Origin of the sequence: Nocardioides anomalus, assembly GCF_011046535.1 — a bacterium.
In the GTDB taxonomy this organism is placed as follows: domain Bacteria; phylum Actinomycetota; class Actinomycetes; order Propionibacteriales; family Nocardioidaceae; genus Nocardioides; species Nocardioides anomalus.
The window spans coordinates 664,201-685,789 of sequence record NZ_CP049257.1 but is presented as its reverse complement, the minus strand read 5'-3'; the positions used below and the strand labels follow the sequence as shown (position 1 = coordinate 685,789).

Below are 21,589 nucleotides of genomic sequence, written 5' to 3'. Positions count from 1 at the left end.
GCACCCCGATAGCGTCACCGGGTGAGCGACCTCTGGGATGCGCAGGCGGAGCGGTTCGACGACGAGCCGGACCACGGCCTGCGCGACCCGACCACCCGCGACGCGTGGCGGCGGCTGCTGCGGACCCACCTGCCCGACCCGCCCGCGCGGGTCGCGGACCTCGGCTGCGGCACCGGGACGCTGAGCGCGCTGCTCGCGGACGAGGGGTACGCCGTGGACGGGGTCGACTTCGCCCCCGAGATGGTCCGGCGGGCGCGGGCCAAGGCGGGCGACCGCGCGCGGTTCGTGGTCGGCGACGCGGCCCGGCCGCCGCTGCCCCCCGGGGCGTACGACGTGGTGCTGAGCCGGCACGTGCTGTGGGCCCTCGACGCGCCCGCCGCACTGCAGCGCTGGGTCGGCCTGCTGCGCGACGGCGGCCGGCTGCTGCTCGTGGAGGGCCGCTGGCACACCGGCGCGGGCCTCTCGGCCGCCCAGACCGAGGCCCTGCTGCGCGCGCAGGGCCGCGAGCCGACGACGTACCCGCTGACCGAGGACGTGTACTGGGGCGGCCCGATCCGCGACGAGCGCTACCTGAGCGTCGCCTAGGGCGCGACCTCGACGATCACGTTCGTCGCCTTGACCACGGCGGTCGCCGGCTTGCCGACCTCGAGACCCAGCTCGTCGGCCGCGTCGCGGCTCATCAGCGACACGATGCGGTAGTCGCCGCAGGCCAGCTCCACCTGCGCCATCACCCCGTCCCGCTTGACCGCGACCACGATGCCGCTCATCCGGTTGCGGGCGCTGGACGTCGACGAGGAGCCGGCCAGCGAGGCCAGCAGCGGCGCGAGCTGGTCGGCCGGAAGCACGCGCTGGTTGCCGTGCCGCTCGAAGGTGACGCGCCCCTCGCTCTCCCACCGCCGCAGGGTGTCGACGCTGACGCCGACCGCCTGGGCGACCTCGCCGATGCGCAGGTGCTCCGCCACGACGAGCAGCCTAGGGTGCGTCGATCAAGGCAGCGTGGATGCCAGCGTTGTCCAGGTGGTGCGATGACGGCGCCGCAGACGCGATGGCGGGCCAGCGGCCCGTCGAGTCGGCTGTCGGGGTCGTCAGCGTGCCGCCTGGGCGGCGCTGGCGCCGCGCTGTCTTGATCGACGCACCCTAGAGCCCGTAGACCGCGACCTCGGTGGCCTTCACCGCGAAGACCACCGGCAGCCCGACCTCGAGGTCGAGCGCGGCCACGGCCTGGACGGTGACGTCGGCGTGCAGTGCGCCGGCGTGCACCCGGACCCGGTCGGCCAGCGGCTCGAGCTCGGTGACCGTGACCGGGAAGGCGTTGCGGGGCGAGCCCTCGACGATCTCGCGGTAGACCGCGACCGCGGCGGGCCGGAACGTCGCCACCGCGGGCGACCCCTCGGCCGGCAGCGGGTCGGCCACGCCGTGCACCCGCAGCCCGTCGGGCGCCTCGACGGCGCCCTCGCGGAGCGCCCCGGTGACCAGGTTGAGCCCGGCCAGCCGCGCCGCGAACGCCGAGCGCGGGCGCGACAGCACCTCCGCCGACGCCCCCTCCTCGACCACGGCGCCGTCGGTCAGCACGACGACACGGTCGGCGAGCAGCAGCGCGTCCAGCGGGTCGTGGGTGACGACCACGGCCGTGCGGTCGGCCAGCACCCGCCGCAGCGTCTGGCGCAGGGCCGGCTGCACGGCCACGTCGAGCGCGGCCATCGGCTCGTCGAGCAGCACCAGCCCGGGCGAGGCGGCGAGCGCCCGGGCCACCGCGACCCGCTGCGCCTGGCCGCCGGAGAGCTGCGCCGGGCGCCGCGCCCCGAGGTCGCCGACCCCGACCAGCGCCAGCCACTCCTGGGCCGAGGCCCGCGCGTCGGCGCGCGAGGCGCCGGTGGACCGCGGCCCGAAGGCGACGTTCTCCAGCGCCGAGAGGTGCGGGAAGAGCAGCGGCTCCTGTCCCAGCAGGGCGGTACGCCGCGCGTGCGGCGGCACCTGCACGCCGGCCGCCACGTCGGTCAGCACCCGTCCGTCGAGCGTCACGGTGCCGGCCGCCGGCCGCACCAGCCCGGCGGCGACCCCGAGCGCGGTGGACTTGCCCGAGCCGTTGGGCCCGAGCAGCGCCAGCGTCGTGCCGGCCTCGACCGTGAGCGCGACCTCGACCCCGCGCGAGGGCACCGCGAAGGACAGCGACAGGCTCACAGCGCGCTCCGCGTCTGCCGCGCGAGCCCGATGACGAGCACGGCGACCACGACGAGCACCAGGGCCAGCGCGACCGCGGCGTCGGGGTCGGTCTCGCGCTGGAGGTAGATCTCGAGCGGCAGCGTGCGGGTGCGCCCCTGGAGCGAGCCCGCGAAGGTGATGGTCGCCCCGAACTCCCCCAGCGACCGCGCGAAGGACAGCACCGCGCCGGACAGCAGCCCGGGCAGCACCAGCGGCAGCGTGATCCGCCGGAAGACCGTGGTCGGACCGGCCCCGAGCGAGGCGGCCACGACCTCGTAGCGCTGCCCCGCCGTGCGCAGCGAGCCCTCCAGGGACACCACGAGGAACGGCAGCGCCACGAAGGTCTGGGCCAGCACCACCGCCACCGTGGTGAAGGCGATCTGGAGGCCCAGCGCGTCGAGCTCCGAGCCCAGCAGCCCGCGCCGCCCGAAGGTGTAGAGCAGCGCCAGTCCGCCCACGACCGGTGGCAGCACGAGGGGCAGCAGCACCAGCGAGCGCAGCGCACCCAGCCCGGGCAGGTCCGAGCGGGCCAGGACCAGCGCCATCGGCACGCCGAACACGACGCACAGCGCCGTGCTCGCCGCGGACGTCTTGAGGCTCAGCCAGAACGCCGCACGCGACGACTCGGAGGTGATGAGCGAGCCGAAGTGCGCCCAGTCGACCCGGGCCACGATGGCCACGAGCGGGAGCAGCACGAACACCGCCCCGACCAGGGCCGGGACGAGGACCCACCGGGGCAGGCCGACCCGGGCCTGCGTCGCGTCACGGCTGGGCGAAGCCGGCCTCCTCGAGGATGCCCTGGCCCTGGTCGCTCAGGACCAGGTCCACGAAGGCCTGGGCCAGGTCGGCGTGGTCGGAGTCCTTCAGCGCGACGATCGGGTAGGTGTTGACGATGTCTGCGGACTCCGGGAACGGTACGCCGGTCACGTCGTCCCCCGCCGCCTCGACGTCGGTGACGTAGACCAGCCCGGCGTCGGCCTCGCCCGAGGTGACCTTGCCGAGCACGTCGGTGACCGACTGCTCCTCGCTCACCGGGCTGAGCGTCACACCGGTCGCCTCCTCGGCCTTGACCGTCGCCGCCCCGCACGGCACCTCGGGGGCGCAGACCACGACCTTGACGCCGTCGCCGGCCAGGTCGGCGAAGGAGCTGATGCCCGCCGGGTTGTCCGGAGGCGTGGCGATCTCGAGGGTGTTGGTGGCGAACGGCTGCGGGTCGTCGGCCTGGAGGTCGTCGGCGGTCAGCTTGTCCATGTTGGCCTGGTCGGCGGAGGCGAAGACGTCGGCGGGCGCGCCCTGCTGGAGCTGGGCGACCAGGTCGGAGGAGCCGCCGAAGCTGAACTCGACGCTCACCCCGTCGTGCGCGGCCTCGAACTCCTGGCCGATGGCCTGGAAGGTCTGGGTGAGCGAGGCGGCGGCGTACACCGTGAGCGTGGTGTCGGAGCCGGCGCCCGCGCCGGAGCCCGAGTCGGAGCCCGAGTCGGAGTCGTCGCCGCACGCGGCCAGGGACAACAGGAGGGTGGCGGCCGCCAGGGCCGCGCCCGTACGCCGGAAGGTCACCGCCGCATCGAACCACATCGACCTAGGCAACACCTAGGCAGGGCCGTGAGAGGGGCTCGCAGGCTTCCGGGTGCTGGCGAGGCGGCCCGCGGCCGGCGCTCCGCGACTTACCATCGCCACCATGGCGACCCTGGCGGGGCGATCGGCCGCCCACCTGGCCTCGCTGACAGCCCTGCCCCCGGAGCGCGCCGCGGCGGCCGTGGTCGAGGACGGCACCACCGCGACGGCGGTCCTCCTGGGCCGCGACTGGCTCAGCCTGGCCGAGCACGTGCGCCACGACGACGGGACCTACCCGCCCGGCTTCGCGTGGCGGTGCGGCTACGCGCTGCACCACCTCGGCCACCTCACCGACGCGCGCACCGTCACGTCGTACGCCGACGGCTCGGGCGCCTCGGACTCCGACCGGGCCAGGCTGGCGTCGGTGGCGGCCGCGGTGGCCTGGTCGCGCGGCGACGAGGAGCGCTGCCGCGAGCTGGCCGAGGAGGCGACCAAGCACGCGCGGGTGGCCGACGACCCCGGCGCGGAGGCGTCGGCGTGCGTGGTGAACGCGTTCCTGGCCGCGAGCTCCGGTGACCGCGACGCCAACCTGGCCTGCTACGAGCGCGCGCTGGTGCTGGCCGAGCGGGCCGGCGACCTGCTGACCCTCGAGCGGGTGCGCAACAACCTGGGCTCGCGCTCGCTGGAGGAGGGGCGCAACGACGAGGCGCTGCAGCACCTCCAGCAGGGACTCGAGGTCAACGCCCGGACCGGCCACCTGTCCGGGCTGGCCGTGCTGCGCCACAACCGGTCCGAGGCCCTGCTCGGCCTGGGCCGCATCGACGAGGCGCTGGTCGAGTGTGACGCCGCGCGCGACCTGTGGACCCAGCTCGAGGCGCCCAGCGTGTGCGCGTCCTGGCAGCTGCGCGGCGACGTGCAGACCGCCCGCGGCAACGCGACCCAGGCGGTGCTGGCCTACCGCCAGGCCGGGGAGCTCGCGGCCGCCGAGGGCGACATGCAGACCCGGGCCGCCGCGCTGGTCTCCGAAGCCGCGGCCCTGGCCAGCACCGACCCGACCCGCGCGACCGCCCTGGTCGAGGAGGCCCTGGGGATCCCGAGCCCGGTCGGTCACGCCGTCCCCGTGGTGACGGCCGGGTGGGTGCGGCTCGCGGTCGGCGACGCCGAGGGCGCCCGCCGCCAGGCCGACCTCGGCCTCGACCTGGCCGCGCGGCACCGCGACCTGCCCCGGCTGGCCGACGCCCTCGAGCTCGCGGCCCTGGCCGGGCCCGGAGCCGCCGACGCCGACGCGCGGCTGCGCGAGGCGGCCGGGCTGTGGCGCGAGCTGGCCCACCCCCTGCGGCTGCTCACCAACGAGCTGGTCACCGCCCAGCGCGCCCGCGACCGCCTCACCGAGGGGCTGGTGCGCGAGGAGCTGCACTCGCTCGGTGTGCACGACGACGTGTGGCGCATCGCGGGCCCGCTGCACGCCGTACGCCACCGGCCGGACGAGCCCCAGGTGCGGGTGCACGTGCTCGGCGCGTTCGGGGTCGACGTCGGTGGCACGCCGGTCCCGGCCTCGGCCTGGCCGTCGCGCAAGGCCCGCGAGGTCCTGACCGTCCTCGCCGTGCGCGGCGACCGCGGGGTGAGCCGGGAGCGGCTCGGCGCGCTGGTCTGGCCGGACGCCGAGGGCGTCGGCAACCGGCTCTCGGTCGCGCTGTCCCACGTCCGCGCCGTCCTGGACCCGGGCCGCGCCTTCCCTGCCGACCACCACGTGGTCGCCGACCGCGACACCGTCCGCCTGGACCTGCGCCACGTCGACGTCGACCTGGTCGGCTTCGCCGGCGCCGCGCGCGCCGCGCTGGCCGCCGCCCGCGCGGGCTCGCCGCGCGCCGTGCGCATGCTCGAGGCCGCCGCCGCCATGCACACCGGCGAGCTCGGCGAGGGCTGGCTGGAGGGCGAGGCCGGCTGGGCCGACGGCGAGCGGGAGGAGAGCGAGGCGCTCGGCCGCGACGTGCTGCGCACCCTGGCCTCCGCTGTCGCCGCGGGCGAGCGGCCCGCGGACGCCCTGACGTGGTACTCCCGGCTGGTCGCCGCCGACCCCTACGACGAGGCGGCGTACGCCGAGCTGGTGGGTCTGCTGTGCCGGCTCGGGCGCTACGGCGAGGCGCGCCACCACCACCGGGCCTACGAGCTCCGGATGGCCGAGCTCGACGTGCCCGCCCAGCCGTGGGCGGAGATGGCCCGGGCGTAACCGCGACCGGGCGTGCCGCGTTGACCTGGCATGGCCGGCACCCTCTCCCCCGCCGCGGAGCGACCCTTCGACCGGTTCGCCTCCGGGTTCGGCCGGGTCGCCGCCGTGCTGAGCGTGCTCGGTGTGCTCGTCGCGCTGGGCCTGAGCGTGCCCTCGGCGTGGTGGGACGCGCTCGGACCGGGCGGCGACGGCGCCGCCGCGCCGACGTACACCCGGATGACCCCGGCCGACCCCGTCCGGGTCGCTGCCGGCGGGCCGTCCGGTGTCCGGCTGGTCTCCCCGCTGGTGAAGTCCACCGTCGAGCCCCGCGCCGCGCTCGCGGCGCCGCCCGACGACGCCCCGCTCGTCAGCTGGTGGGACGGCAGCGCCCGCGCGGGCGCCGCCCAGGGCCAGACGATCCTCATCGGCCACGTCGCGGGCGGCCACGGCGGGCTCACCCAGCTGGGCGAGATGGCCGAGGGCGACACCGTGGACCTGCTCACCGAGCGGGGCACCATGCGCTACCAGGTCAGCACCGTGCGCACCTTCGACCCGACCACCATGGACCGGGTCGGGCTGACGCTGTTCAAGCAGGACGGCGGCGCCGGCCGGCTCGTCATGATCTCGGCCGGGGGCTGGGACGGCGCGGCCTACCAGCGCTCGGTGGTCGTCACCGCCGCGCCGCTCGGACGCCCCACCGACTGACGGCGGAACAACCCGGGCCGCGGCCGCGCTGCACCGGCATGGAGCTCGAGCAGGCCCTGGCCGCCGCCCGCCGCAACCACCAGTCGGTCCTGGTGACCATCCGGTCCTCCGACGGCCGCCCCCAGCTGTCCAACGTGCTGCACCGCGTGACCGACGACGGCGACGTCCAGGTCTCCATCACCACCAGCCGCGCGAAGTACAAGAACCTCCAGCGCACCCCGTGGGCCGCGCTGCACCTCAACGGCGAGGACTTCTGGAGCTACGTCGTCCTCGAGGGCGAGGCCACGCTGTCCGACGTGGCCCGCGACCCGCACGACGCTGTGGTCGAGGAGCTGGTCGACTACTACCGCGAGCTCTCCGGCGAGCACCCCGACTGGGACGACTACCGCGCCGCCCAGGTCCGCGAGGAGCGCGTCCTCGTCCGGCTGCGGCCGAGCCGCGCCTACGGCCTGCTGCGCTGAGCCTCAGGCCAGCGAGGGCCCGCGCCCACGGTGCCGGAGCCGGCGCAGGCCGAGGACCCCGAGCGCGACCATCGAGACGGCCAGCACCAGGTGCAGCCAGTCGTCGGCGGAGTTGAGCGGCACGACGTTGGCCTGGCTGTCGTCCCCGACCAGCACCCCGTAGAGCCAGACCACGGCGTACACCACGCCGCCGAGGAGCAGGTAGAGCGCGGCGGGCCGCGGCCGAGCGGCGAGGGTGAGCCCCACGACGCCGTAGGCCAGGTGGATGAGGTTGTGCAGCACCGAGACCTGGAACACGCCGGCCAGCTCGGCTCCGCTCGTGTGTCCGGCGAAGGTGAGGTCGCCGTAGTGGGTCGTGACGCCGGGGACGAACCCGAGGATCCCGACGATGAGGAACACGAGGCCGTAGGCGCCCGTCACCGTGCGCAGGAAGCCCGCCGCGCCCACGTCGTACGGCGTCCCGCCGGTGTTGACCTGGATGCTGCCGTCGTTCACGCCGTGCTGGTTGCTCATGGCGCCGGGTAACCGCGGCGGTCGCACCAACGCTTCCCGGTCCTCGCATTCACCCCCACAGGTGGGGACCGGCCCAGCCGTGCGGGGCACCTGTCCGCGACAGCCGCGACCGGGAGGAACCGCATGGACCCCAAGGAGAAGCTCAAGGACACCGCGAAGGCGGTCGGCGAGAAGGTCGAGGAGGTGGCCGAGACCGCGGCCAGCAAGGCCGCGAGCCTGACCGAGCCGCCCATCCCCGGCGCTCCGGGCAGCGAGCCGCCGTCGCTCGAGGAGCCGACCGAGCCGCGCGAGACACCGCCGCCGAAGCCCGACCAGGAGCAGCCGACGCCGCTCTCGCCCACCGGCGCCCCGAGCGCGGACCCGCCGACGGCGAGCGCGCAGCAGGGCGCCTACCTCACCACGGCCACCGGCGTGCGCCTGCACGACACCGACCACTCGCTCAAGGTGGGCGCGCGGGGGCCGACGGTCCTGGCCGACCACCACCTGCGCGAGAAGATCATGCACTTCGACCACGAGCGGATCCCCGAGCGCGTGGTGCACGCCCGCGGCGCCGGTGCGCACGGCGTCTTCGTGGCCAACGGCGCGGCCACCTCGGTCTCGCGCGCCGCGGTCTTCGGCAAGGACGTCGAGACCCCGGTCTTCGTGCGCTTCTCCACCGTGCTCGGCTCGCGCGGCTCGGCCGACACCGTGCGCGACACCCGCGGCTTCGCGGTGAAGTTCTACTCCTCCGAGGGCAACTGGGACCTGGTCGGCAACAACATCCCGGTCTTCTTCATCCAGGACGGCATCAAGTTCCCCGACGTCATCCACGCCGGCAAGCCGCACCCGGACCGCGAGATCCCGCAGGCGCAGAGTGCGCACGACACGTTCTGGGACTTCGTCTCGCTGCACACCGAGGGCCAGCACCACGCGATGTGGAACATGTCCGACCGCGGCCTCCCGCGCAGCTACCGGATGATGGAGGGCTTCGGCGTCCACACCTTCCGCCTCGTCGACGCCGAGGGCGGCACGACGCTGTGCAAGTTCCACTGGAAGCCGCGCCTCGGCGTGCACTCCCTGACCTGGGAGGAGGCGCAGCTGGCCGCGGGCGTCGACCCGGACTTCCACCGCCGCGACCTGCACGACGCCATCGAGTCCGGCGCCTACCCGGTGTGGGACCTGGGGATCCAGACCTTCGCGGACACCCCCGACCAGACGTTCGAGGGCATCGACCTGCTCGACCCGACCAAGCTGGTCCCCGAGGAGCTCGCGCCGGTCCAGCTGATCGGCACCATGACGCTGACCGGCAACCCGACGAACTACTTCGCCGAGACCGAGCAGGTCGCCTTCCACACCGGGCACCTCGTGCCCGGCATCGACGGCACCGACGACCCGCTGCTGATGGCCCGCAACTTCTCCTACCTCGACACCCAGCTCACCCGGCTGGCCGGGCCGAACTTCAACCAGATCCCCATCAACCGCCCGCACGCGCCGGTCAACGACATGCACCGCGACGGCTACCACCAGAGCGCGGTCCACGGCGGCGTCGCGCCGTACAAGCCCAACACCCTGGACGGTGGCTGCCCGTTCTTCGCGGGCATGGACGAGGGCGCGTTCGTCGACGTGCCGGTGCAGGTGCCGGCGGCCAGCAAGGTGCGGGCCAACCCGGCGTCGTACGACGACCACTACAGCCAGACGCGGCAGTTCTACCGGAGCATGACCCCGGTCGAGCAGGAGCACATCGTGCTGGCCTACACCTTCGAGCTCGGCAAGTGCTACGAGCAGGCGGTCAAGGAGCGCCAGCTCCAGTGCCTGGCCAACATCGACGCCGACCTGTGCGCGCAGGTGGCCACCGGGCTCGGCCTGCCGGCGCCCGCGGCGAGCGTCGAGGTGCCCGACGTCGAGCTCTCCCCGGCGCTCTCGCAGCTGCCCGGCGAGTGGCCGCCGGACGGCCGGATGGTCGGGATCGTCGTCGACCCGTCCGGTGACCTCGAGGGGGTCGAGGCCACCCGCCGCACGCTGCTCGCGGCCGGCGTCGTGCCCCTCGTCATCGCGCCCCACGGCGGCCAGGTCGAGGGCACCACGGTGCAGCGGACCTTTGCCACGGTCCGCTCCATCGAGCTCGACGCGGTGCTCGTGGCCGGTGCGGCGCCGCCGGCGCCCGACGCGCTCCCGGCCCGCGACGCGAAGGCCGGCGCGGACACCGCGGCCCTCGACCCGCGGGTCACGCTGCTGCTGGAGGAGTGCTACCGCCACGCCAAGGTCATCGGCGCGTGGGGCGACGGCACCGCCGCGCTGACCGCCCTCGGCCTGGACGGCGTGGCCGGCGTGGTGAGCGGTGACGACGCGGCCGGCGTGCTCGCCGACGTGCAGGCGCTGATGGCGCACCACCGGGTCTGGGAGCGGTTCCCCGCGCGGGCCTGACACCCCAGGGGGTGAGGGTTGCTCAGCGGTGCCGAGGGCACCGCTGAGCATGCCTTCCACCGACAGCACGACCGACGACCGGCCGGCCCCGGAGGCACCCGGGAAGGTCGACGACCCGACCGACCTCGACCAGCACTCCTGGGGCTACGTGCTCCGCAAGACCGCGCGGGAGTTCTCCTCCGACCAGTGCACCGACCTGGCCGCCGCGCTCACCTACTACGCCGTGCTGGCGCTCTTCCCCGCCGCCATCGCGCTGACCTCGCTGCTCGGCCTGGTCGGTCAGGGCACCGAGGCCGTCGACCAGGTCCTCGACATCCTGCGCCAGGTCGGCGCGGGCGGGGTCGTGGACAGCATCGGTCCCACCCTGAAGGACCTGTCGGCCTCGCAGGCGGTCGGTCTCGGCCTGGTGATCGGCCTGCTCGGTGCGCTCTGGTCGGCCAGCGGGTACGTCGGCGCGTTCGGTCGCGCGATGAACCGCATCTACGAGATCGGCGAGGGCCGCCCGGTCTGGAAGCTGCGCCCGGCGATGCTGCTGCTCACCGCGGTGCTCGTCGTCCTGGTGGCGGTGGCGCTGGCCGGGCTCGTCGTGAGCGGGCCGGTCACCGGTGCGGTCGGCGACGCGCTGGGCCTCGGCCACACGGCCCAGCTGGTCTTCTCGATCGTCAAGTGGCCGCTCATCGCGCTCGTCGTCGTGGGGATCGTCGCGCTGCTCTACTACTTCACGCCCAACGTGCGGCAGCCGAGGTTCCGCTGGGTCAGCGTGGGTGCGGTCCTGGCCCTCGTGGTCTGGGCGGTCGCCTCGGCGGCGTTCGGCTTCTACGTCGCGAACTTCTCCTCCTACGACAAGACCTACGGCGCCCTGGCCGGGGTCGTCGTCTTCCTCCTGTGGCTGTGGATCACCAACCTCGCGCTGCTCTTCGGCGCCGAGCTGGACGCCGAGCTCGAGCGTGGCCGTGAGCTCGCCTCCGGCATCGAGGCCGAGGTCGAGATCCAGCTGCCCCCGCGCGACGACCGCAACATCGAGAAGGCCGAGGCCAAGGAGCGCGAGGACGAGGCCAAGGGCCGCGAGCTGCGCCACCGCGCCCAGAGCCACCGGAAGGACTGAGATGACCCTGACCTCGCTCTGGCAGGACCGGCACCCCCGCTCCGAGCCACCCGTCCCCGAGGTGTCCGGCGACTACGACGTCGCGGTGATCGGCGCCGGGCTGACCGGGCTGACCACCGCGCTGCTGCTCGGCCGCGCCGGCCGCTCGGTCGTCGTGCTCGAGGCGGGCACCGTCGGCCACGCCACGACCGGCCGCACCACCGCCAAGATCAGCTGTCTGCAGGGCACGCGGCTGTCGACCATCGCCCGCAAGCACACCTCGTCGGTGGTCCAGGACTACGTCACCGCCCAGCGCGAGGGGCTGGCCTGGCTCGAGCGGTTCTGCGGCGACCACGACGTCGCCGCCCAGCACCGCGACGCGGTCAGCTACGCCTACACCGCCTCGGGCGAGGGCCAGCTGCGCCGGGAGCTCGACGTCGCCACCGGCGCCGGGCTGCCCGCGTCGTGGCAGGACGACTTCCCGCTCCCCTTCCGCACCCGCGGCGGCGTGCGGCTGCCCGACCAGCTCCAGGTCGACCCGATGGAGCTGCTCGACGCGCTGTCGCTGGAGGCGGCCGCGCACGGCGTACGCCTGGTCGAGGGCGCGCGGGTGACCAAGGTCCGCGGCTCCGCCCCGGTCACGGTGTCCACCGAGGCCGGCGAGGTCCGCGCGGACACCGTGGTCGTGGCCACCAACATGCCGATCCTGGACCGCGGCGGGTTCTTCGCCCGGATGAAGCCGCTGCGCTCCTACAGCCTGGCCTTCCGCACGCCGACGGCCCTGGTGGACGCGATGTACCTCTCCGTCGACACCCCCTCGCGCTCGCTGCGCGACGTGCCGGACGGCGACGGCTCGCTGCTGCTCGTCGGCGGCAACGGGCACAAGGTGGGCGCGGAGGTCGACACCGCCCGGCGCGTCGAGGAGCTGCGTCGCTGGACCGCGGAGCTCTGGCCCGAGGCCGTCGAGACCCACGCCTGGTCCGCGCAGGACTACGCGCCGCACCACGAGCTGCCCTTCGCCGGGCCGGTCCTGCCCGGCCGCGACGAGATCCTGGTGGCGGGCGGCTACGCGAAGTGGGGCATGACCAACGCGGTCGCCGCCTCGCTGGTGCTGAGCAGCCGGATCCTGGGCGGCCACCTCGAGTGGTCGGAGGCCTTCCGGACCTGGAGCCCGCACGAGACCACGGGCCTGGCCACCGCCGCGCTGGCCAACGGCGAGGTCGGCCTGGAGCTGACCCGCGGCTGGATCGGCGCGCTGGCCACCGGGTCGGTGACCCAGGACGGCGTCTCGCGGGTGTGCACCCACCTGGGCGGGATCGTGCGCTTCAACGAGGCCGAGCGCAGCTGGGACTGCCCGCTGCACGGCTCGCGCTTCGACGCGGACGGCCCGGTCCTCGAGGGTCCGGCCGTCTGTGGCCTGAAGCGGGTGGGCTAGAGGTAGAGCCCGGTCGGTCGGCCGCCGTCCTCGAGACGGTCGGCGGCCACGGCGTGCACGTCGCGCTCGCGCATGACGACGTAGGTCTCGCCGTGCACCTCGACCTCCGACTTGTCGGCCGGGTCGAACAGGACCCGGTCGCCGGCCTCGACGGACCGGGCGTTCGGGCCGACCGCGACCACGCGCGACCAGGCCAGGCGGCGCGCGCCCATGGCCGCGGTGGCCGGGATGACGATGCCGCCGGAGGAGCGCCGCTCGCCCCCGTCGGAGTCCACCTCGACCAGGACGCGGTCGTGCAGCATCCGGATCGGGGTCTTGTCGGTCAGGACGAGACCTTCCGGATCACCACGAACAGCGCGACGGTGCCGACGAGCACGCCGGCGACCTTGAGGATGTTCTCGCTGCGGGGCTGACCGGTGGCCGGGTCGACGAAGTACGCCTTCAGCGAGGCGACCTCGCGACCGACGATCGTCTTGGGGTTGGCGCGGTAGACGAGCTGGTCGATGGTGCTCGCCAGCCGCTCGCGCGTCTCCTCCATCTCGCGCTCGAGCTGGGAGGGACCTTCCTCCTGCTTGCCCTTGGCCACGAGCGGAGGCTATCAACCGGTGACCGGGCGCCCGACCGTGCGGGGGTCGAAGCCGAACGGCAGCTCCAGCCGGTGCGCCCGCATCAGCGCGTCGTCGGTCAGCACGTCGTACGTCGCGCCGTCGGCCACCACGGTGCCGTCGCTCAGCACCACCGCGCGCGGGCAGAGCTCGAGGGCGTAGGGCAGGTCGTGGGTGACCATCAGCACCGTGACGTCCAGCGAGCGCAGGATGTCGGCCAGCTCGCGGCGCGAGGCCGGGTCGAGGTTCGAGCTCGGCTCGTCGAGGACCAGGATCTCCGGCTCCATGGCCAGCACGGTCGCCACGGCCACCCGGCGGCGCTGGCCGAAGGAGAGGTGGTGGGGCGGGCGGTCGGCGTACTCCTCCATGCCGACCTGCTCCAGCGCGTGCTGGACTCGGGCGTCCAGCTCGGACCCGCGCAGCCCGAGGTTGGCCGGGCCGAACGCGACGTCCTGGCGCACCGTGCCCATGAAGAGCTGGTCGTCAGGGTCCTGGAAGACGATGCCGACCCGGCGCCGGATCTCGGGGATGTTCGCCTTGGTCACCGGCAGCCCGCTGACCGCGACCGTGCCCGCGCCGGCGACCAGGATGCCGTTGAGGTGCAGCACGAGCGTCGTCTTGCCGGCCCCGTTGGGGCCGAGCAGCGCGACCCGCTCGCCCCGGTGGACGTGCAGGTCGACGCCGAAGAGCGCCTGGTGGCCGTCGGGGTAGGCGAAGGCCAGCCCCTCGACGTCGAGGACGGGTGTCACCGGGTCATCACCGGGGCATCCTGCCCGTGTAACCGCGGCTGAGCATGGCCAGGTGCACCCGCTCGCCCCGCTCGTAGGAGCGGATGAACAGCGCACCGGCCGAGCGGGCCAGCACCGGCCAGTGCCGCGGATTGCGGGCGGTGAAGCCGCGCGACTCGCGGGCCACCTTCATCCGCTGCAGCTCGGTGGTCACCACCTCGAGGTAGCGCACCATGAAGCCCATGATCTGCACGAGCAGGTCGGGCACCCGCAGCCGCTCCAGGCCGACCAGCAGCTCCTGCGGCTCGGTGGTCGCGGCCAGGGTGAGGCTGGCCAGCACGCCGAGGGTGCCCTTGGCCAGCAGCGCGCCGGCGCTCTCCAGCCCGGACTCGCTCAGGCTGAGGCCCAGGACGTCGGTGCGCGGGCCGTGGGCCACGAAGGGCAGCAGCACCGCGAAGAACACGAACGGGACCTCGACGACCATCCGCTTGAGCAGGTACGTCGCCGGCACCCGGCTGAGCGCGATCACGCCGAGGACGACGACCAGGTAGGCGGCGTACGCCGGCCACCAGCCGCGCGGCGTGGCCACCACGACGAGCACGAAGCCCAGCAGGGCCAGGACCTTGAGGTGCGCGGGCGCGCGGTGGACCGGCGAGTGGGCGTGGAAGTGCAGGGTGTGCCCGTGCGGGCCGCCCACCTCAGACCCGGCTGTCGTGCTGGTCGTCGGCGCGGTCGCGCCCGCGGCGACGCAGCGCGTAGGTCAGGGCACCGGCGATGGCCAGGACGACCAGGACCCCGACGATGCCGCTGAGGCTGCCGTAGTCGAACAGGCCGCTGTGGTGGGTCACCTCGGTGTCGGCGAACCCCTTGTCCTGCGACACCCTGGTCAGCCCGTCGGGGTCGCTGCTGGCGAAGCGGCTCACGATCCCGGCGCAGACCAGGGCGGCCACGAGCAGGCCGAGCAGGACGACCCGGGTGCTGGGGCGCCTCACGCCGCTGCTCCACTGCTCGGCTGCTGGGTCCGCACGACCAGCTCGCGCTGCTCCAGGACCCGGCGCGCGCCGTGCACGAGGTCGGGGCGGACCGCGACGATGCTGCCCACCGCCAGGCCGGTGATGACGCCCTCGCCGATCCCGATGAGCACGTGCACGCCCACCATCGCGGCGGCCAGGTTGTCGAGCGGGATGTCGGCGGTGCCACCGACGGCGTACAGCGCGACGAACAGGAAGGAGGCCACCGGCACGCTGACCAGTGCGCCGATGCCGGCCGCCGGGGCCACCATCGACAGCCGCTTGGGCAGCACCGACTGGAGGGCGCGGAAGACCGCCCACCCGACGAGGACCGTGGTCAGGCCCATGAGGTCGATGTTGGTGCCGAGCGCGGTGATGCCGCCGTCGGCGAAGAGCAGGCACTGCACGATGAACACGGTCGCCGTGCACAACAGGCCGGTGTAGGGACCGACGAGGACGGCGGCCAGCGCCCCGCCCATCAGGTGGCCGCTGGTGCCGGAGGCGACCGGGAAGTTCAGCATCTGCACGGCGAAGACGAACGCCGCCACCAGCCCGGCCAGCGGGGCCGTGCGGTCGTCCAGCTCGCGGCGCGCGCCCTTGAGCGCGACACCGACGGCGACCACGGCCACCGCACCGGTCGCCACGGAGGTCGGGGCGTCGAGGAACCCGTCGGGTACGTGCACGTGCTCAATATATGTTGTTGCGAACTACTCGCAACAACGGGTCGTCGCCGGGCCGTGGCAGGATCGCGACGTGACCGACCGACTCTCCCCCGGCGACCCCGCACCGGAGTTCACGCTGCCCGCCGACGACGGCTCCACGGTGTCCCTGGCCGACCTGCGCGGCGGCAAGGTGATCGTCTACTTCTACCCCGCGGCGATGACCCCCGGCTGCACCAAGCAGGCCTGCGACTTCACCGACTCCCTCGACTCGCTGCAGGCCGCCGGCTACACCGTGCTCGGCATCTCCCCGGACAAGCCGGAGAAGCTCGCGAAGTTCCGCGAGCGCGACTCGCTCACCATCACGCTCCTCTCGGACGCCGACCGCTCCGTGATGAAGGCCTACGGCGCCTTCGGGCTCAAGAAGCTCTACGGCAAGGAGGTCGAGGGGGTCATCCGCTCGACGTTCGTGGTCGACGAGGACGGCAAGGTCGAGCTCGCGCAGTACAACGTCAAGGCCACCGGCCACGTGGCCAAGCTCCGCAAGGACCTCGGGCTTGCCGCGTAAGCCCCGGGCCACCTACCTCGAGGCCGCCCACGCCTTCGCCGACCTGGTCGCTCAGCTCCCGCCCTCGCTCGAGGGCCCGGGCCTCGGCGAGTGGGACCTGCGCGCCCTCGTCGGCCACACCGCCCGCTCCCTGGTCACGGTCTCGGACTACCTGCGCCGGCCCGCCCCCTCGGTCGTCGTCGGCTCCGCCGCGGAGTACGTCGCCGGCCTCGGCGCCGCCTCCCAGGACCCCGCCGTCACCCGCCGCGGCGTCGAGGCCGGCCAGATGCTCGGCGACGACCCCGCCGGCGCCGTCCGCCTGCTCCTCGACTCCGTCACCGCCGACCTGGCCCGCGCCGACCTCGACCAGGTCGTCACGACCTACGCCGGCGGCATGAGGCTGCGCGAGTACCTTCCCACCCGCACCTTCGAGCTCGTCGTCCACGGCCTCGACATCGCCCACGCCGTGCCACTGCCCTGGACCCCGCCCGCCGCCGCGCTGCGCACCACCGTCCGCATCGCCGCCGACGTCGCCGTCCTCCGCGGCGAGGGCCCGCTCCTGCTGCGCCTGGTCACCGGCCGCGAGCCCGGCGGCGTCGCCATCGTCTAGGTGTCGGCGGGCGCGCCTACGGTCGCGTCATGGCTACCCGGCGCACGTACACCCGCGAGCTGCTGGAGGACGCGGTTGCGCCAGTCGTCGTCGGTGACGGGCGTCTTGCGGCACCTCGGTCTCGACCAGGCCGGCGGCACCCACGCCCACGTCAGCCGGATGATCCGCCACTTCGGGATCGACACGTCGCACTTCGTCCGGCACCGCAACGGCGCCCACCTCGCCCGCCTGCGCCCGGAGCAGCTGCTCGTGCGGACGGCCCTGGACTCGTCGCGCACCAAACCGCACCTGTTGCGGCGCGCGCGCTGACAGAGATCGGCGGGCATGGCGCTGTGACCGGTGCGGCAACGACGGGACCTGGCTCGGGGCGCCGCTTCAGCTCGACGTCGACCACATCGACGGCGACTTCCACAACAACGGGTCCGACAACCTGCGCTACCTGTGCCCGAACTGTCACTCCCAGACGGCGAACTTCGCCGGCCGCAGTCGCAACAAGTACGCTCACGTGCTCCCCGGCAGCCTCGGTGCTGACCGTGGAAGCACGTGAGCCGGAGTGGTGGAACAGGCAGACACGCGGCACTTAGGATGCCGTGCCCCAGGGCGTGCGGGTTCAAGTCCCGCCTCCGGCACCGAGGGTGCAGTGGAGCCCGACAGCCGTCGCTAGCCGAGCAGCGCGGCGACCTGCGGCGCGATCTCGCGCAGCGCGTGACCGCGGTGGCTGATCGCGTCCTTGTCCTCCACCGACAGCTCGGCGGTGGTGACGCCGGGGCGGTCGGAGGCCTCGAAGAGCACGTCGTAGCCGAACCCACCGCTCCCCCGCACCTCGCGGATGACGCGCCCGGGCATGGTGCCCTCGACGGTCAGCTCGCCGCCGGCGTGCACGAAGGCGATCACGCAGGTGAAGTGCGCGCCCCGCCGCTCGTCCGGCACGTCGGCCAGCTGGGCGAGCAGCAGCTCGTTGTTGTGCTCGTCGGACTTGGGCGGGCCGGACCAGCGCGCGGAGAGGATCCCGGGCATGCCGTTGAGCGCGTCGACGCAGAGGCCGGAGTCGTCGGCGAGCGTGGGCAGCCCGGTGTGCGCGAACCCCGCCCGGGCCTTGAGCAGCGCGTTGCCCTCGAAGCTCGGCTGGTCCTCCACGGGCTCGTCGTACGCCGGCACGTCGGCCAGCCCCAGCACCTGGACCGACGGCAGGTGCGGGGCCAGGATGCGGGAGAGCTCGGCCAGCTTCTTGGCGTTGTGGGAGGCCAGGAAGACGCGGGTCACGAGGCGAGGGCCTCCTGCTGGAGCCGGGTCAGGTCGGCGCAGCCCTTCTCGCCCAGGGCGAGCAGCGCGTCGAGCTCGGAGCGCGAGAACGCGGCGCCCTCGGCGGTGCCCTGGACCTCGACGAAGGAGCCGGTGCCGGTCATGACGATGTTCATGTCGGTCTCGGCGCGCACGTCCTCCTCGTAGGGCAGGTCGAGGCGCGGCACGCCGTCGATGATGCCGACCGAGACCGCGGCGACCGAGCCGGTGAGCGGCTCGCCGCGCAGCGCGCCCTGCGAGCGCAGGTGGGCGACGGCGTCGGCCAGCGCGACGTACGCGCCGGTGATGGAGGCCGTGCGGGTGCCGCCGTCGGCCTGGAGCACGTCGCAGTCGAGCTGGATGGTGTTCTCGCCGAGCGCCTGGTAGTCGATGACCGCGCGCAGCGAGCGGCCGATGAGGCGGCTGATCTCGTGGGTGCGCCCGCCGATGCGGCCCTTGACCGACTCGCGGTCGGAGCGGGTGTTGGTCGAGGCGGGGAGCATGGCGTACTCCGCGGTCACCCAGCCCAGGCCCGAGCCCTTGCGCCAGCGCGGCACGCCCTCGGCGGCCGAGGCGGCGCACAGCACACGGGTCCGGCCGAACTCCACCAGCACCGAGCCCGCCGCGTGGTCCAGCCAGTTCCGGGTGATCTTCACCGGTCGCAGCTCGTCGTCGGCCCGTCCGTCTGCACGCGTCATGGCGCCGACGCTACCGACAGGCAACCCGCGCGCCGCTCGCACCCGTCAGGCTGGGTGGAAGGAGCGTGATGAAGCCAGACCAGAGGGACACCGAGTTCGTCGAGTTCGTGACCGCCCAGCGCACCGCGCTGCTGCGCACGGCCCGGCTGCTCACCGCGGGGGGACGCGGCGTACGCCGAGGACCTCGTGCAGACCACCCTGACCAAGCTCTACGTGCACTGGCCCCGCGTACGCCGGGCGGGCAACCCCGTCGGGTACGCCCGGACCAGCCTCACCCACGCGTTCGTGGACGAGCAGCGCCGGGCGCACCGGCGCCGCGAGCAGACCACCGACCAGCCGAGCGAGCGCGCCGTCCACGATGCCGACACCGACCTGGCCCACACCGTGCTCGCCGCCCTGGCCGGGCTCGCGCCGCGCCAGCGGGCGGTCGTCGTGCTGCGCCACTTCCTGGACCTCGACGTGGCCGAGACGGCCCGCGTCCTGTCGGTGTCCACCGGGACCGTGAAGTCCCAGAACAGCAAGGCCCTCGACCACCTCCGCGCCGCCCTCGGGCCGGCCCTCACCGTGCAGGAGAACGCATGAACGACCTCAACACCCTCCTCGACCGCGCCGCCGGCCCGGCCCGTGCCACCGTCGACGCGCACCCCGACCTCACCCGGGGCCACCGGGCCCTCGCGCGCACCCGGCGCCGCCGCGGGGCGGTCGGCCTCGCCGGCGTGGCGGCGGCCGGCGCCTTCGGCGTGGCCCTGACCCGCGGCGGCGGCGGCGGCGACACCCCGGTCGGGGTGGCCGACGACCCGACGACGGTCCCGAGCCCGAGCACCGCCACCTCGACGCCGCCCACCGCGCCGCCCACCGCGCCACCGCCCACCACCCCGCCGCCCACCTCACCCACGGTCGACCCGTCGGCCCCGGTGACCGGGTCCGCGGCACCGAGGTTCTTCGCGCTCCCGCCCGCCCCCGCCGGCTTCGAGCTGCAGGGCAACAGCCCGTCGTCGGTGACCATCGCCCCCGTCGGCGACCGGAGCGTGCCCGAGGACTTCGAGGGCAAGATCGTGCTGATGTTCGACACCCACCGGCCGGCCGGCCACCGGCAGGTCGTGGACGGCCGCACGTTCTGGGTCGCCGCGGACACCGGCGGGGGCTACGCCCGGGTCTCGACCCGGTCGCGCGAGGGCGATCCCGCGGGGGTGCTGGCGCTGCAGTTCCCGGTCCGCGCGTGGACCACCGACGACGCGCTCGCGTTCCTCAGCGGGGTGCGAGCCCTCGACGGGGCAGCCGCGGTCGGGGGGTGAGCAGCGGGCCCCAGTCCCGCGCCCGCCGCCCGACCCACGGCGCGCCCTCGCGCAGCAGCCAGGTGACCTCCGCGCGCCACGTCAGCGGCTGACCGCCGCCCGGCCCGAGCGCGGGCGGCTCGAAGTCCAGCCCGGCGGCGCACAGCAGGTCGGCGTAGGCCCGGGCCAGCGCCCGGTGACCGAGCTCGGAGGGGTGCAGCCGGTCCACCGCCCAGAACGCCCGGTCGTGCACCGAGGGCCAGGCGCCCAGGTCGACCCGGTGCCCGCCGTACCTCGCGTGGACCTCGTCGTGCGCCGCGTTGACCTGGGCCAGCCGGGCCCGCAGCGGACGGGCCAGCACCGCCGGCACCCCGAAGACCAGCGCGTGGTCGTGGAAGCGCGCGGTGAGCAGGGTCGCGCCGGCGTCGTGCAGCGCCTCGGCACAGGTGAGCACGTCGTCGCGGAACCGCGCCGGGTCCCAGCCGGCGCGCAGCGTGTCGTTCACGCCGATGAGGAGGGAGGCGAGGTCGGGCCGGTGCGCGACCGCCTCGGCCAGCTGCGCCTCGCGGACCAGCGCGGCGGTGGCCCCGGCGACCGCGACGTTGCAGTACGACACGTCGTACGCCGTGCCCAGCGCCGCGGCCAGCAGCCGGGACCAGCCCCGCCACCCGCCGGCCACGGGGTCGCCGAGCCCGACGGTGGCCGAGTCACCGAGGGCGGCGAGCCTCAGGTACACGCTGCGAGCGTGGCCGACCCGACCACCACCACCCCACGGTGAGGTGTCGTGTCGGGGACGGTCGGGTGAAGAGCTACTTCACCTCGGCGCGCAGCACCCGCCAGAGCCCGACGGCCAGCGGCAGCGCCAGCCACAGCGCGCCGGAGGTCAGCAGATGGCCCCACGCCTCGGCGCCGGACAGCTCCCACTCGTAGATGTCGCCCTGCGCGGCCTGGAAGTCCAGCCACGGCGCGAGGGAGCCGAACCAGTCGCTGAGCGCCGACAGCGCGGCGAAGACGCCGGGCAGGACGAACCGGTAGACGACGAAGAGCACGATCGAGGCCGGGGTGTTAAGCAGCAGGGTGGCGATGGCGAAGCCGCCGACCATGGCCAGGGACTGGGTGACCAGGAAGCCCGCGACGTCACCGGCCCCGAGCCGCCACGAGGTGAGGTCGGGCTGCGCCAGCTCGCACACGAGGGTGCAGACCAGCCCGACGACCAGCGCCGCGATGAGGTTGGCGACCGTCAGCAGCAGCGCGGCGCCCAGCTTGGCCAGCACCACCCGCGAGCGCCGCGGCTCCAGGCTGAAGGTGACCAGCGCCGAGCGCTGGCTCCACTCGCTGGTCACCAGCATGATCGCGAGGAACGGCAGCAGGAACGACATCAGGTACGCCGCCACCGCCACGTAGTCGCCGAGCGCGACGGGGTCGGTGTAGCCCAGGGTGAGCCCGACGAGGATGCCGAGCACCACCACGACGATCGCGAGGATGCCCGCCAGCAGCCAGAACCCGGCGCGGGTGTCGCGGGCCTTGCGGAGCTCGACCGCGACCAGCCGGGTGAACGGCACCCGGCTGGTCGCGGACAGGTCGAGCGTGGTGCTCACGTGCGCACCGAGG

The 21,589-nt window shown here is 74.4% G+C and carries 27 protein-coding genes, 1 tRNA gene and 1 pseudogene; 14 read left to right on the top strand and 15 right to left on the bottom strand.

The features are described 5' to 3' along the window. Positions 1-21: 21 nt before the first annotated feature. Positions 22-585: a class I SAM-dependent DNA methyltransferase gene (locus G5V58_RS03635; protein WP_165228851.1), complete on the top strand. Its 564-nt coding sequence runs from the start codon at positions 22-24 to the stop codon at positions 583-585. Here the strand turns inward: G5V58_RS03635 and G5V58_RS03630 are convergent. The 4 genes from G5V58_RS03630 to modA form a co-directional block, all read right to left on the bottom strand. Next, a complete protein-coding gene (locus G5V58_RS03630; RefSeq protein ID WP_165228849.1) occupies positions 582-962 on the bottom strand; it encodes a TOBE domain-containing protein in 381 nt (126 codons plus the stop codon). The genes G5V58_RS03635 and G5V58_RS03630 overlap by 4 nt on opposite strands. Positions 963-1,137: 175 nt before the next feature. Next, on the bottom strand, positions 1,138-2,181 hold the full coding sequence (locus G5V58_RS03625; RefSeq protein WP_165228847.1) for a sulfate/molybdate ABC transporter ATP-binding protein: 1,044 nt from the start codon (positions 2,179-2,181) through the stop codon (positions 1,138-1,140). After that, positions 2,178-2,897, bottom strand: a complete 720-nt coding sequence (locus tag G5V58_RS03620) for an ABC transporter permease (protein ID WP_230487052.1) — start codon at positions 2,895-2,897, stop codon at positions 2,178-2,180. Before G5V58_RS03620 ends, G5V58_RS03625 begins: the two co-directional genes overlap by 4 nt. A 67-nt stretch (positions 2,898-2,964) precedes the next feature. After that, positions 2,965-3,777: a molybdate ABC transporter substrate-binding protein gene (gene modA, locus G5V58_RS03615; protein WP_165228845.1), complete on the bottom strand. Its 813-nt coding sequence runs from the start codon at positions 3,775-3,777 to the stop codon at positions 2,965-2,967. Positions 3,778-3,880: 103 nt separating this feature from the next. Between modA and G5V58_RS03610 the strand changes: the two genes are divergently transcribed. Genes G5V58_RS03610 through G5V58_RS03600 form a run of 3 tightly spaced genes read left to right on the top strand, consistent with a single transcriptional unit; the run spans position 3,881 to position 7,131 of the window. After that, complete coding sequence (locus G5V58_RS03610) at positions 3,881-5,986, top strand: BTAD domain-containing putative transcriptional regulator (protein WP_165228843.1); 2,106 nt, start codon at positions 3,881-3,883, stop codon at positions 5,984-5,986. Positions 5,987-6,016: 30 nt separating this feature from the next. Then, positions 6,017-6,670 carry a sortase domain-containing protein gene (locus G5V58_RS03605; protein WP_165228841.1) on the top strand — a complete coding sequence of 218 codons (654 nt, stop codon included), beginning with the start codon at positions 6,017-6,019 and terminating at the stop codon, positions 6,668-6,670. A gap of 38 nt (positions 6,671-6,708) precedes the next feature. Then, positions 6,709-7,131: a PPOX class F420-dependent oxidoreductase gene (locus tag G5V58_RS03600; RefSeq protein ID WP_165228839.1), complete on the top strand. Its 423-nt coding sequence runs from the start codon at positions 6,709-6,711 to the stop codon at positions 7,129-7,131. Between the two features lie 3 nt (positions 7,132-7,134). On the opposite strand, the gene G5V58_RS03595 is transcribed toward G5V58_RS03600, so the two are convergent. Continuing rightward, entirely contained in the window at positions 7,135-7,644 is a 510-nt protein-coding gene (locus tag G5V58_RS03595; protein ID WP_165228837.1) for a DUF4383 domain-containing protein, read from the bottom strand. Positions 7,645-7,767: 123 nt separating this feature from the next. Between G5V58_RS03595 and G5V58_RS03590 the strand changes: the two genes are divergently transcribed. Genes G5V58_RS03590 through G5V58_RS03580 form a run of 3 tightly spaced genes read left to right on the top strand, consistent with a single transcriptional unit; the run spans position 7,768 to position 12,566 of the window. After that, positions 7,768-10,047, top strand: coding sequence for a catalase (locus G5V58_RS03590; RefSeq protein WP_165228835.1), 2,280 nt, complete (start codon positions 7,768-7,770; stop codon positions 10,045-10,047). Positions 10,048-10,096: 49 nt separating this feature from the next. Beyond that, entirely contained in the window at positions 10,097-11,152 is a 1,056-nt protein-coding gene (locus G5V58_RS03585; protein ID WP_165228833.1) for a YihY/virulence factor BrkB family protein, read from the top strand. Position 11,153: 1 nt separating this feature from the next. Next, positions 11,154-12,566: an FAD-dependent oxidoreductase gene (locus G5V58_RS03580; RefSeq protein WP_165228831.1), complete on the top strand. Its 1,413-nt coding sequence runs from the start codon at positions 11,154-11,156 to the stop codon at positions 12,564-12,566. Here G5V58_RS03580 and G5V58_RS03575 read toward each other — a convergent pair. The 6 genes from G5V58_RS03575 to G5V58_RS03555 are packed head-to-tail and all read right to left on the bottom strand — an operon-like array spanning position 12,563 to position 15,592. Beyond that, complete coding sequence (locus G5V58_RS03575; RefSeq protein ID WP_165228829.1) at positions 12,563-12,868, bottom strand: GroES family chaperonin; 306 nt, start codon at positions 12,866-12,868, stop codon at positions 12,563-12,565. The two genes, G5V58_RS03580 and G5V58_RS03575, sit on opposite strands and share 4 nt — an antisense overlap. Positions 12,869-12,888: 20 nt before the next feature. Then, the gene (locus tag G5V58_RS03570; protein WP_230487051.1) at positions 12,889-13,152 is read right to left on the bottom strand and encodes a DUF3618 domain-containing protein; all 264 of its coding nucleotides are present in this window, start codon (positions 13,150-13,152) and stop codon (positions 12,889-12,891) included. A gap of 12 nt (positions 13,153-13,164) precedes the next feature. Then, complete coding sequence (locus G5V58_RS03565) at positions 13,165-13,920, bottom strand: energy-coupling factor ABC transporter ATP-binding protein (RefSeq protein ID WP_165228827.1); 756 nt, start codon at positions 13,918-13,920, stop codon at positions 13,165-13,167. A 7-nt stretch (positions 13,921-13,927) separates the two neighbouring features. After that, a complete protein-coding gene (gene cbiQ / locus G5V58_RS03560; protein WP_165228825.1) occupies positions 13,928-14,596 on the bottom strand; it encodes a cobalt ECF transporter T component CbiQ in 669 nt (222 codons plus the stop codon). A gap of 1 nt (position 14,597) precedes the next feature. Next, the gene (locus tag G5V58_RS25570) at positions 14,598-14,891 is read right to left on the bottom strand and encodes a PDGLE domain-containing protein (protein ID WP_196240556.1); all 294 of its coding nucleotides are present in this window, start codon (positions 14,889-14,891) and stop codon (positions 14,598-14,600) included. Then, positions 14,888-15,592 carry an energy-coupling factor ABC transporter permease gene (locus G5V58_RS03555; RefSeq protein ID WP_196240555.1) on the bottom strand — a complete coding sequence of 235 codons (705 nt, stop codon included), beginning with the start codon at positions 15,590-15,592 and terminating at the stop codon, positions 14,888-14,890. Before G5V58_RS03555 ends, G5V58_RS25570 begins: the two co-directional genes overlap by 4 nt. Positions 15,593-15,662: 70 nt before the next feature. Between G5V58_RS03555 and bcp the strand changes: the two genes are divergently transcribed. From bcp to G5V58_RS03535, 5 genes and pseudogenes are all read left to right on the top strand, one after another. Next, positions 15,663-16,136: a thioredoxin-dependent thiol peroxidase gene (gene bcp, locus G5V58_RS03550; protein ID WP_165228823.1), complete on the top strand. Its 474-nt coding sequence runs from the start codon at positions 15,663-15,665 to the stop codon at positions 16,134-16,136. After that, complete coding sequence (locus G5V58_RS03545; RefSeq protein ID WP_165228821.1) at positions 16,126-16,725, top strand: maleylpyruvate isomerase N-terminal domain-containing protein; 600 nt, start codon at positions 16,126-16,128, stop codon at positions 16,723-16,725. The genes bcp and G5V58_RS03545 overlap by 11 nt, the downstream gene beginning before the upstream one ends. 93 nt (positions 16,726-16,818) lie before the next feature. Continuing rightward, complete coding sequence (locus tag G5V58_RS25795) at positions 16,819-17,034, top strand: hypothetical protein (RefSeq protein ID WP_230487050.1); 216 nt, start codon at positions 16,819-16,821, stop codon at positions 17,032-17,034. An 82-nt stretch (positions 17,035-17,116) separates the two neighbouring features. Beyond that, positions 17,117-17,272 (top strand): annotated as a pseudogene (locus tag G5V58_RS26645) (hypothetical protein); the annotation flags it as partial. Beyond that, positions 17,273-17,354, top strand: a tRNA-Leu gene (locus G5V58_RS03535). It abuts the pseudogene before it with no gap. A gap of 31 nt (positions 17,355-17,385) precedes the next feature. On the opposite strand, the gene rdgB is transcribed toward G5V58_RS03535, so the two are convergent. Both rdgB and rph read right to left on the bottom strand, forming a co-directional pair. Beyond that, positions 17,386-17,988 carry an RdgB/HAM1 family non-canonical purine NTP pyrophosphatase gene (rdgB, locus tag G5V58_RS03530; RefSeq protein WP_165228810.1) on the bottom strand — a complete coding sequence of 201 codons (603 nt, stop codon included), beginning with the start codon at positions 17,986-17,988 and terminating at the stop codon, positions 17,386-17,388. Then, positions 17,985-18,704 (bottom strand): ribonuclease PH, encoded by a 720-nt coding sequence (gene rph, locus G5V58_RS03525; protein WP_165228808.1) that lies wholly within the window; start codon positions 18,702-18,704, stop codon positions 17,985-17,987. The genes rdgB and rph overlap by 4 nt, the downstream gene beginning before the upstream one ends. Positions 18,705-18,890: 186 nt before the next feature. Between rph and G5V58_RS03520 the strand changes: the two genes are divergently transcribed. Continuing rightward, positions 18,891-19,286: a sigma-70 family RNA polymerase sigma factor gene (locus tag G5V58_RS03520; protein ID WP_230487049.1), complete on the top strand. Its 396-nt coding sequence runs from the start codon at positions 18,891-18,893 to the stop codon at positions 19,284-19,286. Next, positions 19,283-19,999, top strand: a complete 717-nt coding sequence (locus G5V58_RS03515; RefSeq protein WP_165228806.1) for a hypothetical protein — start codon at positions 19,283-19,285, stop codon at positions 19,997-19,999. The genes G5V58_RS03520 and G5V58_RS03515 overlap by 4 nt, the downstream gene beginning before the upstream one ends. On the opposite strand, the gene G5V58_RS03510 is transcribed toward G5V58_RS03515, so the two are convergent. Together G5V58_RS03510 and G5V58_RS03505 are read right to left on the bottom strand one after the other, a co-directional pair. Continuing rightward, positions 19,953-20,714 carry an SGNH/GDSL hydrolase family protein gene (locus tag G5V58_RS03510; protein ID WP_165228804.1) on the bottom strand — a complete coding sequence of 254 codons (762 nt, stop codon included), beginning with the start codon at positions 20,712-20,714 and terminating at the stop codon, positions 19,953-19,955. The two genes, G5V58_RS03515 and G5V58_RS03510, sit on opposite strands and share 47 nt — an antisense overlap. Positions 20,715-20,787: 73 nt before the next feature. Next, on the bottom strand, positions 20,788-21,576 hold the full coding sequence (locus G5V58_RS03505) for an ABC transporter permease (protein ID WP_165228802.1): 789 nt from the start codon (positions 21,574-21,576) through the stop codon (positions 20,788-20,790). Between the last annotated feature and the right edge of the window lie 13 nt (positions 21,577-21,589).

Coding starts and splice junctions, on each gene's coding strand:
- modA (WP_165228845.1), bottom strand. CDS start 3,777: ATGTGGTTCGATGCGGCGGTGACCTTCCGGCGTACGGGCGCGGCCCTG.
- G5V58_RS03610 (WP_165228843.1), top strand. CDS start 3,881: ATGGCGACCCTGGCGGGGCGATCGGCCGCCCACCTGGCCTCGCTGACA.
- G5V58_RS03605 (WP_165228841.1), top strand. CDS start 6,017: ATGGCCGGCACCCTCTCCCCCGCCGCGGAGCGACCCTTCGACCGGTTC.
- G5V58_RS03600 (WP_165228839.1), top strand. CDS start 6,709: ATGGAGCTCGAGCAGGCCCTGGCCGCCGCCCGCCGCAACCACCAGTCG.
- G5V58_RS03595 (WP_165228837.1), bottom strand. CDS start 7,644: ATGAGCAACCAGCACGGCGTGAACGACGGCAGCATCCAGGTCAACACC.
- G5V58_RS03590 (WP_165228835.1), top strand. CDS start 7,768: ATGGACCCCAAGGAGAAGCTCAAGGACACCGCGAAGGCGGTCGGCGAG.
- G5V58_RS03585 (WP_165228833.1), top strand. CDS start 10,097: ATGCCTTCCACCGACAGCACGACCGACGACCGGCCGGCCCCGGAGGCA.
- G5V58_RS03580 (WP_165228831.1), top strand. CDS start 11,154: ATGACCCTGACCTCGCTCTGGCAGGACCGGCACCCCCGCTCCGAGCCA.
- G5V58_RS03575 (WP_165228829.1), bottom strand. CDS start 12,868: ATGCTGCACGACCGCGTCCTGGTCGAGGTGGACTCCGACGGGGGCGAG.
- rph (WP_165228808.1), bottom strand. CDS start 18,704: ATGACGCGTGCAGACGGACGGGCCGACGACGAGCTGCGACCGGTGAAG.
- G5V58_RS03515 (WP_165228806.1), top strand. CDS start 19,283: ATGAACGACCTCAACACCCTCCTCGACCGCGCCGCCGGCCCGGCCCGT.